7 protein-coding genes are annotated in these 12,073 nt (G+C 70.9%); 3 read left to right on the top strand and 4 right to left on the bottom strand.

What is annotated here, in order from left to right; all coding sequences use genetic code 11:
• Nucleotides 1-117 precede the first annotated feature (117 nt).
• On the top strand, nt 118-1,794 hold the full coding sequence (locus tag OHS82_RS36860; RefSeq protein WP_328435398.1) for a TROVE domain-containing protein: 1,677 nt from the start codon (nt 118-120) through the stop codon (nt 1,792-1,794).
• 395 nt (nt 1,795-2,189) lie between these two features.
• Here the strand turns inward: OHS82_RS36860 and OHS82_RS36855 are convergent, their stop codons facing one another.
• Both OHS82_RS36855 and OHS82_RS36850 read right to left on the bottom strand, forming a co-directional pair.
• Complete coding sequence (locus OHS82_RS36855; RefSeq protein ID WP_057582663.1) at nt 2,190-3,557, bottom strand: glycoside hydrolase family 43 protein; 1,368 nt, start codon at nt 3,555-3,557, stop codon at nt 2,190-2,192.
• 122 nt (nt 3,558-3,679) lie between these two features.
• Nucleotides 3,680-5,326, bottom strand: coding sequence for a glycoside hydrolase family 27 protein (locus OHS82_RS36850; protein ID WP_057582664.1), 1,647 nt, complete (start codon nt 5,324-5,326; stop codon nt 3,680-3,682).
• 708 nt (nt 5,327-6,034) lie between these two features.
• Here OHS82_RS36850 and OHS82_RS36845 point away from each other — a divergent pair.
• Nucleotides 6,035-8,047 carry a non-reducing end alpha-L-arabinofuranosidase family hydrolase gene (locus OHS82_RS36845; protein WP_057582665.1) on the top strand — a complete coding sequence of 671 codons (2,013 nt, stop codon included), beginning with the start codon at nt 6,035-6,037 and terminating at the stop codon, nt 8,045-8,047.
• Between the two features lie 229 nt (nt 8,048-8,276).
• Here OHS82_RS36845 and OHS82_RS36840 read toward each other — a convergent pair whose 3' ends face one another.
• Nucleotides 8,277-9,329 carry a LacI family DNA-binding transcriptional regulator gene (locus OHS82_RS36840; RefSeq protein ID WP_079041540.1) on the bottom strand — a complete coding sequence of 351 codons (1,053 nt, stop codon included), beginning with the start codon at nt 9,327-9,329 and terminating at the stop codon, nt 8,277-8,279.
• 242 nt (nt 9,330-9,571) lie between these two features.
• Nucleotides 9,572-10,186, bottom strand: coding sequence for a TetR/AcrR family transcriptional regulator C-terminal domain-containing protein (locus OHS82_RS36835; RefSeq protein ID WP_057582666.1), 615 nt, complete (start codon nt 10,184-10,186; stop codon nt 9,572-9,574).
• A gap of 148 nt (nt 10,187-10,334) precedes the next feature.
• Here OHS82_RS36835 and OHS82_RS36830 point away from each other — a divergent pair, with 148 nt between their 5' ends.
• Entirely contained in the window at nt 10,335-12,017 is a 1,683-nt protein-coding gene (locus OHS82_RS36830; protein ID WP_328435397.1) for an amidohydrolase, read from the top strand.
• The last annotated feature ends 56 nt before the right edge of the window (nt 12,018-12,073 follow it).

Here is a 12,073-nt window from a genome sequence, read left to right as displayed (position 1 = left end):
CCGATGCGCTGTGCCCCGGTTACTTCATATCTGACGCGCAACACCCACCCGGTGCCACTACTGATCTCGGAAGGCGTCTCTCCTTCTTTCCGGAACGTCTCCCAAGGGACCTTCTGCATGCCCCATTTCAACCGTCAGCGGGCCAAGTCCGAAGCCAGGAACGAGATCCAGGCGGAAATACCGGGCCTGACCGCAGGCGGAGCGACGTCGCCGCTCTCCACCCACGGCCGGTGGCTGCTCCCGCCGTCCGACCCCACACGAACCCCGCGGCACCCGGCCGTCCTCCGGACCCACCGGGGCGGCGTCGGCCACGCCCGCACCCCGAAGGCGGAACTCTTCCTGCTGGCCATGTCCCACATGGTCGGCCACCACAGCTTCTACGAAGACGCCTTCGCCCGCGACGCGCGCTACGAGCAGCTGGTGCGCACGCTCGCCGTCAGCGACCCCGAGTGGACCCTCGGGCTGCTGGGGTGGCTGCGCACCGAGGCCCACATGCGCACCGCCTCCCTCGTCGGCGCGGCCGAGTTCGTCCGGGCCAGACTGGACGCGGGGGCCGTCGGTCACTCACGGCAGGCCGTGGCCGCCGTCCTCCAACGGGCCGACGAGCCAGGCGAGTTGATCGCGTACTGGACCTCCCGGCACGGGCGGCGACTCCCGCAGCCGCTCAAGCGCGGAATCGCCGACGCCGTACGGCGTCTCTACACCGGACGCGCGCTCCTCAAGTACGACACGACCTCGCGCGCCTACCGCTTCGGTGACGTCATCGAACTCACCCACCCCGCTCCCGACCCCCGACGTCCCTGGCAGGGCGACCTGTTCAGGTACGCGATCGACCGCCGCCACCACGCCGACCGCGCCCTGACCCCGCCCGGCGAGACGCTGCTCGCCGCACACCGGGAGCTGATGGCCGTGCCGGTCGCGGATCGGCGTGCCCTCGTGACCGCCCCGGACGGCGCGGAGCGGCTCAACGCGGCCGGGATGACCTGGGAGTCGGTGGCGGGCTGGCTGCAGGGGCCGCTCGACGCGGCGGTGTGGGAGGCCCTGGTCCCCTCGATGGGGGCGATGGCCCTCGTGCGCAACCTGCGCAACCTCGACCTGGCCGGCGTGAGCGACGAGGTCGCCGCCGAAGTGGCCTCGCGGATCTCCGACCCGGACGAGGTGCGCCGCTCTCGCCAGTTCCCGTTCCGCTACCTGGCCGCCCACCGCAACACGCCGTCACCCCGCTGGGAGAAGGCGCTGGAGGCGGCCCTCGGGCATTCCCTCGCCAACGTCCCCGGACTGGCCGGCCGCACGCTGGTCCTGGTGGACCGGTCGGGCTCGATGTTCGACCGGCCCAGCGAGCACACCCAGCTCAACCGGGCCGACACGGCTGCCGTTTTCGGTACGGCGGTGGCGCTGCGGGCCGAGCAGGCCGACCTGGTGGAGTTCGGTTCCCACAGCCGTCGCGTCGAACTCACCCCCGGTGAGCCCGTGCTGAGCGTCCTGGACCGCTTTCACGACCTCGGCGGCACCAACACGGCCGCGGCGCTCCAGCAGCACTACGACCGTCATGACCGGGTGGTCCTGGTGACCGACGAACAGACCGGGGCGAGTCCGTGGTCGAACCCGTTGCGCACCGTCCCCTTCCGCATCCCCGTCTACACCTGGAACCTGGCCGGGTACGCCTCGGCCCACGCCCCGGCCGGCCCGCACCACCACACCTTCGGCGGTCTGAGCGACGCCGCGTTCCGGCTGATCCCGCTCATCGAAGCCGGCCGGGACGCGCAGTGGCCGTGGGAGGGCGCTGCCTCCTGAGCGCCCTCCCACGTGGCACATCCGGTGGCAGCGACGATCAACCGTCGGACACCGGTCGTCCACGGACGAGGTCACCGTCGTCGCCCATCGCGCACACGCGACCCCGCACGTCGGCGACGCGTTCCTCAAGGCAGACGCCGATCAGGCGCACATCGGTGTGGAGGTCGTGATGTCTCCGGTGCCCGTCCAGGCCCCGGAGTACCAATGGCGCGAGCCGCCCGTGGGCCGCGGCGGGCGCCGCACCTCACAAGGCGCACGGCACGCCGTCGCCGCCCTGGCCCGACCGGAACCGCCCAAGGCCCGATGCGTCGGCGGCGGATCTCGACGGCGAGTGCGAGCGGCTCGTGACGAGCGGCGTCCTCCCGGCCCAACTGGACGACCGCAACGGGTCGGGTTCACCTCGGTGCGGTCGCGGTGGCGCCGGGGGCGAACCGCCACCAGTCCATGTTGAGCAGATAGCCGCTGCCGCCGGTGAACCGCAGATAGAGATCCTGCGTTCCCGTCGCCCCGCTCACCGGGCAGGTCACCGTCGTCCATTTCTGCCAGCCGCCTGTGCCCGGCACACCGCATCTGCCCACGACTGTGCCGCTCGTGGAGCCCAGGCGCAGTTCGACGGTGCCGCCGCCGTTGCCCGACGCCACGCGTGCGCTGAACGAGGACGCACCCGCCCCGAAGCCCACGCCCTTGACCTTGATGTAGTCACCGTTGTCGATCCAGCCGACGTTCATCCCGCCTTCGGCGGCCGGTTCGGTCTCGATCCCCGCCCCCCAGGCGATCGTCTCGGCCTCCTGGCGCGTATACGGATCGAGCGTGCCGGCCTGGGGCGCACCGGTGTTCGTCATGTTGATCAACGGGATGGTGCCGTCGGCGTTGTAGGCGAACCTCTCCACCGCGACCGAGCGGGTGTAGCCGCCCCCGCCCGGCAGTGCGCCGTTGTGGTAGAAGAAGTACGAGTTGCCCTTGAAGTCGGCGATCCCGGGGTGGTTGGTGAAACTGCCGCCCTGGGTGGGCATGATCGTCCCGCGATAGGTCCACGGTCCGGTCGGGCCGGGTGCCGTGGAGTAGGCGATGAACTCCGAGCAGCATTTGGCCGCGAACACCAGGTAGTACAGACCGTTGCGCTTGTAGACCCAGGGGCCCTCCTCGTACAGCGTGGGACGGTTGGCGTCGCCGGTGCGGGTGCCGAACCCCGCGGTGGTGAGCGGGATCCGGGTGGCGCTGCCCGCATAGGAGGTCATGTCGGCGTTCAGCCGCACGTACCACAGGTTGGGGTTGCCCCAGTACAGATAGGCCTGACCGTCGTCGTCGACGAAGACGGTCGGGTCGATCTCGCCGTTCTCCACGAGCGGACGGCCGAGGGCGTCCCGGAAGGGACCGGTGGGGCTGTCCGACACCGCAACGCCGATGGCCATCCTGCCGGTCGCCCGGCTTTTGACCGGCACGTACCAGTAGAACCGGCCGTTGCGGTTGACCACCTGACCCGCCCACGCGTCGGCGGACGCCCAGCTGAAGGTCGTCAGGCCGAGCGGTGAGCCGTGGTCGGTCCAGTTGACCATGTCGGCGGAGGACCACACCCGCCAGTCCTTCATGGTGAAGTAGGTGGAGCCGTCCTCGTCGTGTCCCGTGTAGAGGTAGACCCGCCCGTTGTGGACCAGCGGGGCCGGGTCGGCGGTGTAGACGTGCTGCACGATCGGGTTGTCGGCCCTTGCCGCGGTGGGCTGGACGGCGGCGGGCACCACGGCGAACGCGAGCACGAGAGCCACGATCCAGGCGGCCGCCCGCGTGAGCCCCGTGCCTGCCGGCCCGGTTCGGGGCGTGGCCGTCGTCCCGGGAGGGCGAGGGCCGACAGATGACCGAGGGCGGCCGGGCGACGGACGTTGCTCCCTCATGTCCGGCTCCATTTCTGGCCGGCCCGGCCGTCGCAGGTCCACAGGACCAGCGGGGTGCCGTTCGCGGTGCCGGCCCGGTCGACGTCGAGGCACAGTCCGGACAGGGTGTTGCGGACCGACCCGTCGGAGCCGACGGTCCACTTCTGGTTGCTCTGGCCGTTGCAGGGCCAGGTGACCACCCGGGTGCCGTTGGTGGTGCCCTGGTTGTAGGCGTCCAGGCACTTGTCGCCGAAGACGCGGATCTCGCCGCCGGCCCATGTGGTCCACGCCTGGTTGGCTGCCGTGTGGCAGTCCCACAGCAGGACGGTGGCGCCGGCCGCGGTGGAGCCGTTGTCCACGTCCACGCAGCGGCCGGAGCCGTTGCCGCGCAGCCGCGAGGTGGCGGCGGCGAGCGGGGTGCCGCCGGACACCCGGTACACGGCGACGCCGTGCGCGGGGACACTCGCCGCGATCGCGCCGGACGTGCTCGACGTGCCGCCGGTCCACAGGTCCGTCAGGGTGAAGGAGCCGCCGGAGAGCCCGACCTGAGCCGCCGTGGTGCTGATCGTGGCGGTGCCGCCGCCCCGGTTGAACAGGCCCACCGCGACCGATCCGTCGGACAGGGGCTTGGCGAACACCTCGGTGCTGCCGTCGTCGCGCACACGGCGTCCGCCCGCGCCCAGCCGGTCCTGGTTCACCGCCAGCAGCCGCGGGTTGCGCAGGATCGCGCTCACGTCGGCGGACATGGTGCGGATGTCGTTGCCGGCCATGAGCGGTGCCGCCAGCAGCGACCAGAGGGCGAAGTGCGAGCGGGACTCGGTCAGCGACAGACCGGGACGGCCGACGACCAGCATGTCGGGGTCGTTCCAGTGTCCCGGGCCGGACTGGGCCGCCAGCGGCGCGGTGACGTCGAGCACGTTGCCGACGCCCATCGGGTAGCTGTTGGTGTTCCCGTTCTGCCAGATGTCGAGCAGGTCCTCGGTGGTCCGCCACAGGTCGGCGACCTCACCCCAGTTGTAGCCGGCGCCGGTGATGGCGTGAAAACTGTTGGGGTTGATGCTGTAGACGATCGGACGGCCGGTGGCGCGCAGGGCGTCGCGCATGAGCGTGAAGCGCGCGACCTGCTCGTCACGGGTGCCGCTGGAGGAGCACCAGTCGTACTTGAGGTAGTCGACCCCCCACGAGGCGAACGCGGCGGCGTCCTGGGCCTCGTGCCCCCTGCTTCCCGTGGACCCCGGATAGGCGCCGCTGGTCTGCGCGCAGGTGCGCTCGCCGGGCACCTGGTAGATGCCGAACTTCAGGCCCTTGCCGTGGATGTAGTCCCCCAGTGCCTTCATGCCGCTCGGGAACTTGGTCGGACTGGCCCGCAGGTTGCCGGCCGCGTCGCGCTGCGGGTCGAACCAGCAGTCGTCGACCACCACGTATCGGTAACCGGCGTCCCGCATGCCGGAGGACGCCATCGCGTCGGCGGCCTGGCGGACCTGCGCCTCGGTGATTCCGCAGCCGAAGCTGTTCCAGCTGTTCCAGCCCAGGGGCGGGGTGAGTGCGGGGCTGCCGGGGGCGGCCGAGGCGGTGGTGTGGGCGGAAGCCGTCGCGAACGCGGTGACCGTCAACGCGGCCGCCGCGAGAAGGCGGAGGAGGCGTCCGCCTGATCGTCTGGGCACCGAGGGATCCTTTCCCGAGGAGCGTCACGGGCGGTGACGCGAAGTGACTGTCAGGTGCATGTCATTGCGGAGAGCGGGGGGAGGCGGTTCGAAAGTTCGCATGTCATTCGGAAAACGCGGGCCTCACGGATACTAGAGAGACGGGCAAACATGTCAACACCTGCCGCCACTTCACTCCGGGATCCTGCCGTTCAGGTGGGTAGAAAGCGGCGTATACGCATCATCCGGACACGCATCCGGCGACAACATGGGATGGATCTCTCCGAATGTTTCGAAGCTCGAAACGATTCATGCGAGAAGGATTGACGGCACCCGGGGTCTCCCTATCATCCTGAATGCTCACCAAGTCGACCTGGGTTCGAAATTTCGAACGACCGGCAGTCGCTCCACGGGATTCAGCAGGGCGCCGCCGGACACTCCAGCCGCCCGGGACCACAGAGGGAGTACGCCACGATGGATATGTCATGGACCCGTCACTCCTGGTCCCGTCGCCGCGCGCTGGGCCGCGGCTGCCTTCACCAACCCGGTGATCTGGCAGGACGTCGCGGACATCGACGTCTCCCGTACCGGTTCGCCCTAGCCCTCGTCGACCACGCCACCCAGGCACTCGGCGGGGCGATCCGCGTCCTGCGGTTCGAGCTGTCCTCGCCCTGACCGCGCCCATCGACCGCACCATCCAACCCCCCCGCCAACGGTAAGAGGAGACACATGAACCCGCTCAAACGGCTCGGCCGCCGCCGAGCCACGGTGTTATCCCTGCTGGCCGTGACCGCCCTGGTCACGCCAGTGGCCGCGACCGCCGCACCCGACGCCGTCCAGGCCTCCACGCTCGGCGCCCAAGCCGCACAGTCGGGACGGTACTTCGGGACCGCGGTGGCCGCCGGACGGCTCGGCGACGGCGCGTACACCTCGATCCTGGACCGCGAGTTCAACCAGGTCACACCCGAGAACGAGATGAAGTGGGACACCGTCGAGCGGTCCCGCGGCTCGTTCAACTTCGGCCCCGGCGACCAGATCGCGGGCCGCGCGGCCTCGAAGGGCCAGCGTCTGCGCGGCCACACGTTGGTGTGGCACAGCCAACTGCCCGACTGGGTCAGCTCCATCAGGGACGCCAACACGCTGCGCAGCGTGATGAACAACCACATCACCACCGTGGCCAACCACTACAAGGGCCGCGTCTACGCCTGGGACGTGGTCAACGAGGCCTTCGCCGACGGCGGCAGCGGCCAGCACCGCCCCTCGGTGTTCCAGAACCTCCTGGGCGACGGCTTCATCGAGCAGGCCTTCCGCACCGCCCGGTCGGCCGACCCTGCGGCCAAGCTCTGCTACAACGACTACAGCATCGAGGACTGGAACTCCGCGAAGACCCAGGGCGTCTACCGCATGGTCCGCGACTTCAAGGCACGCGGTGTGCCCATCGACTGCGTCGGCCTCCAGTCCCACTTCGGCGCCGGCGGGCCTCCCGGCAGCTTCCAGACGACGCTGTCGAACTTCGCCGCGCTCGGCGTCGACGTGCAGATCACCGAACTGGACATCGCCCAGGCGCCGTCAGGCGCCTACGCCAACACGGTGCGCGCCTGTCTGAACGTCGCGCGCTGCAAGGGCATCACCGTCTGGGGCATCCGCGACAGCGACTCCTGGCGCTCAGGCGAGAACCCGCTGCTGTTCGACCGCAGCGGCAACAAGAAGGCCGCCTACCGGTCGGCGCTGACCGCGATGGGCGGCACGCCCGCCGCCCGCACCACGGTCGCGCCCCGGTCCGCCGCCGCCCTGCCCTCCAGCTTCTCGTGGAGCTCCAGCGGCCCCCTGATCGCGCCGAAACCGGACTCGACCCACAACATCGCGGGCATCAAGGACCCGACGGTCGTCTACTACAACGGCAAGTACCACGTGTTCGCGAGCACCGCCAGGGCCGCCGGGTACAGCCTCGTGTACCTGAGCTTCTCCGACTGGTCGCAGGCCGGTTCGGCCACCCACCACTACCTGGACCGCACGGCCATCGGCACCGGGTACCGGGCCGCGCCGCAGGTCTTCTACAACACGCAGCAGCGCCTGTGGTACCTCGTCTACCAGACCGGCAACGCGTCCTACTCCACCAACCCCGACATCAACAACCCCAACGGGTGGAGCGCGCCGCGCAACTTCTACGCGTCGATGCCGGACATCATCAGGCGCAACATCGGCAACGGCTTCTGGGTCGACATGTGGGTGATCTGCGACAGCGCCAACTGCTACCTGTTCTCCTCCGACGACAACGGGCACCTGTACCGCTCGCAGACGACCCTCGGCCAGTTCCCGAACGGGTTCACCAACACGGTCATCGCGGCACAGGACAGCAGGAACAACCTGTTCGAGGCGAGCAACGTGTACAAGGTGCAGGGCTCCAACCAGTACCTCCTGATCGTCGAGGCGATCGGACTGGACGGCAGGCGCTACTTCCGCTCCTGGACGTCGAGCAGCCTCGCCGGCTCCTGGTCGCCCCTCGCCGCGTCCGAGGGGAACCCCTTCGCACGGGCGAACAAGGTGTCCTTCCCCTCCGGAGCGTGGACCAAGGACATCAGTCACGGTGAGATGATCCGCGCCGGATACGACCAGACGCTGACGATTCCCAACTGCCGTCTGCAGTACCTGTACCAGGGCCTCAACCCCAACGCGAGCGGCGACTACAACAGCCTGCCGTGGCGGCTCGGGCTCCTGACCCAGACCAACGCGACCTGCTGACCGACCGGGTCGAGGGGGGTGCTTCCGACGGGGGCGCCCCCCGTTCGCCCCTGCTCGACCTCACCCACCGGCCCCGTTCTTCGACCCCGACGGTCGTGCCGGTGGACTCGGCGCGCGTCGGCCGGCTGACCGACGCGAGCGGCTGCCTCACGAACGACTGCGCACTGCGACGTTCGCGGCGACCGTCGTACGCGGCCGGAAGGCGAGGGCTCTTCCGGCCGCACAGCGGTCACGGAGCGCCGTTCCGCCGACCCGCCGCGCGCCGTGTGGACCGGCGAGGCATCAGCACCGGTTCCACGAGCCGGCGCCTGTTCACACCGCTGCGGGAGTTGATGACAGAGATCAGCAGGTCGACCGCTTCGGTGCCCACGCGGTCCGGTCGGAGTCCGAGGGTGGTGACGGGGGGTGCCGTGCTCGCGTACTCCGGGTCCTCGCTGACGCACGCCACCAGCAGGTCCCGCGGCACCCGAAGACCGTGGTGGCGAGCGGCGGCGAGAATGTTGTGACCGGAGTCGGAGTAGACGCCGATGACGGCGTCCGGTCGCGGATCGCGGTCGAGCAGCCGGCCGACGGCCTCCTGTTCGGCCGTGAAGTAGTCGGGCAGCACGGCGTACTCCTCCACGAGGGGGGCGCTGCGGTGTTCGTCGCACCAGCGCCGGTAGGCGTGCGCGACCAGGTGCGGGTACGCGTCGTCGTGGCGGGGCAGGGAGAGTCCGATCCGCCGGGCACCGGACTCCGCCAGGTGGTCGAGCAGGAGGCGGAGGCCGGACTCGTGGTCGGAGTCCACCCATGCGTCGCACGGACGCGGCCGCGGCGGCCGGCCTTCGCTGACCATCGGTATGCCGCGCTCCCGCAGGATTGCGCCCACCGGGTCGTCGGCGCGCGGTTCGACGTGGATGACGCCGTCCATCGGGGTGTTGAGCCACATCCACGGTGACATCGAGCTCGGCATGGTCAGGAGCAGATAGCCGCGCTCGTGCGCGGCCGCCATGGCACTCAGCGTCAGGGTGGCGTAGTACGGGATCTCGGTGTACGAAACGGGGAGGTCGCCGTAGGTGGTCATGGTCAGGCCGAGCACGCCGGTGCTGCCGCGGGCCAGGGCACGGGCCGTGCTCGCCGGGGCGTAGCCGAGTTCGCGCGCCGTGGCCAGCACGCGCTGCCTGGTCGTCTCGGAGAGCCGTCCGGTGCCGTTGAGCGCGTTCGACACCGTGGCGGTGGACACGCCGGCCCGGGCCGCCACGGCGTCGAGTGTCGGACGCCGCCAGACGCGTGAGCTCTCCATGGGCACCCCCACCGCCGTGTGACCGTTCGTGGTGAAGAACTGTCAGTCGACCCGCCGGGCGACGGCGGCCGGACGGTCGCCGGGCTGCGGAGTGCTCGGATGCCGGATGTCTTCGACGGCATCCTAGGGCGTGTGCCGGGAGTCCTGCGGTGCGCGGCCGGTGCGGGACCAGGGACGACCGGTCCAGGCGCTCCGGTGTCCGGTCGCTGAGGGTCTGCGGAGTGGGGCGGCGGACGGTCGGATCACCGGGGAAGCATCGCCCGGAAGCCGGTGAGCAGGGCGCGCAGACCGGTGTCGAAGGCGAGCTCGGCCCGGCGGTGGTCGGTGGGGGTGTCGTCGAGTGCGGCGCTGAGGTGGGGGGCCGCCTCACGGGTCACGTCGGAGACCATCACCGGCGGCGCGACGAGGTCGAGGGCCGAGCCGAGGATGAAGTTCTCCAGCGCGTTGATCAGGGGCATGACCTGGCCGGCGCCGAAGCCGGCGGTCAACAGGAGTCCGGCGACCCGCTCGTACATCGCGTGCATGAAGGGTTCGGCCAGCGGGGCCGTCGCGAGCAGGGGCACCGCCCCGGGGTGGGACGCGAAGGCCGTGCGATAGGAGCGGGCCCACGCCTCCAGGGACTGCTCCCACGGCTGTGTCGGGTCCCAGTCGTCAGGTCCGGTCTCCCGGGCCAGCTCCTCCCTCATGAGCGAGATGATCTCCTCGCGCCCGGACACATGGTGGTAGAGCGCGGAGGGAGCGACCCCGAGCTCGCGGGCCAGGGCGGGAATGCTGAGGGCGCCCTGCTCGTCGGCGATTCTCAGCGCTCCCGCGCCGATGCGCCGGCGGTCAAGCAACGGGGTGCGCGGCCTTGGCACGGGGGCTCCTCCTCCTGGGTCTCCCGGGCGGCGGTGTCGCCGTCCGGGGTTCGTCATCCGAACTTTACCGAATGACTTTCAGTAAAACTCTTCCCGACCGTTCGGACGCCGCCTACATTACCGAAACCGAATCGGTTTCAGTTCGGTTGTGAGCGACGGGAAGGGCACCACCGCCATGCAGGCCGACATCGTGTTCACCCGAGGGACGATCAGGACCGGGGCCGCCGACGGCCCGGCGCCCGACGCCCTCGCCGTCACGGACGGCAGGATCAGCGCCCTCGGGGCGCGGGCGCTCGACGCCCGCGGCCGAGGCACCGTCGTGGTCGATCTGCAGGGAGGCGCCCTGCTGCCCGCGTTCGGCGACGGGCACGCGCACCCCGTGATGGGCGGCTTGGGACTGCTCGGCGCACCCGTCCGCGAGTGCACCTCCGTGGAGGAGATCGTCGAGGCGGTACGGGACTGGGCCGACCGGCGCCCCGAGGCCGAGTGGATCACCGGTGACGGATTCGACGCCTGGCTGGCCCCCGACGGCCGGTTCGACGCCCACTGGCTGGACAGGGCCGTCCCCGACCGGCCCGTGGTGCTGCGCACGATGGACCACCACACCGCCTGGGTGAACAGCGAGGCGCTGCGCCGGGCCGGATTCTCGGCCGGGACGCCCGACCCGGTCGGCGGGGAGATCGTGCGCCGCAAGGACTCGGCCGAACCCCTGGGCACCCTGCGCGAGTTCGCCGCCGTGCTGCCCGTCCTCGACCTCGTCCCGCAGCCGTCCCACGACACGCAGGTGGACGCGCTGCGCGCGACCGCCGCCCGGTTCGCCGCCTCCGGGGTGACCTGGGTGCAGGACGCCTGGGTGGAACCGCACCACGCCGACGTCTGGATCACCGCGGCGACCAGCGGTCCCGGGCTGCCGATCCGCGCCGACCTCGGTTTCTTCCTGGGCCCTGAGCACTGGCGCGAGCGGGTCGGCCGGCTCGCCGCCGAGCGTGAGCGTGTGGAGGGCGCCGCCCCCGGACTGCTCACCGCGCACACCGTGAAGTTCTTCGCCGACGGGGTGATCGAGTCCGGCACGGCCGCTCTGCTGGAGCCGTACACCGACTGCCCGCACTCCCACGGCATCGCCAACTGGACTCCGGCGGAACTCGCGGACGCCGTCACCGCGATCGACGCCCTCGGTTTCCAGCCGCACATCCACGCCCTCGGCGACGGCGGTGTCCGGGTCGCCCTGGACGCCGTCGAGGCCGCGGCCGCCGCCAACGGGCCCCGCGACCGACGCCCGGTCATCGCCCACGCCCAGCTGATCCACCCCGCCGACCTGCCACGCTTCGCCGAACTCGGGGTGATCGCCAATCTGCAGCCGCTGTGGGCCCAGCCCGACCGGCTGATGACCGACCTCATCCTGCCGAAGATCGGCCCGAAGCGCGGCGCGCGCCAGTACCAGATCGCCGCCCTGCTCGCGTCCGGCGCGCACATCGCGTTCGGCAGCGACTGGCCGGTCACCGATCACGAGCCCCTGCGGGGCATCGCCACCGCAGTGACCCGCCAGACACCCGAGGGATTCCCCGACGGCGGCTGGCTTCCCCAGGAGCGGATCGACACCGCGACCGCCCTGGCCGCCTACTCCGCCGGATGCGCCTACCAGGCGTTCGAGGAGGAGAAATGGGGCGTTCTGCGCCCCGGTATGCGCGCCGATCTGGTGCATCTCGCCGCCGACCCGGTCGAGACCGCTCCCCGCGACCTGGCCCGCCTGCCCGTCCTGGGGACCTGGCTCGCCGGCCGGCGCACACACGACTCCGGCACGCCCGAGACCGTGTCCGCCACGAGGCGATAGCCTCTCGGCGTCGTCACGGCCGGGCACGCGTGCCAGGGACAGTCACCTCCCCCGTC

Source organism: Streptomyces sp. NBC_00425, assembly GCF_036030735.1.
Lineage (GTDB): Bacteria > Actinomycetota > Actinomycetes > Streptomycetales > Streptomycetaceae > Streptomyces.
The sequence above is the reverse complement of the archived record's forward strand: the minus strand, read 5'-3'. Positions and strand labels throughout refer to the sequence as shown.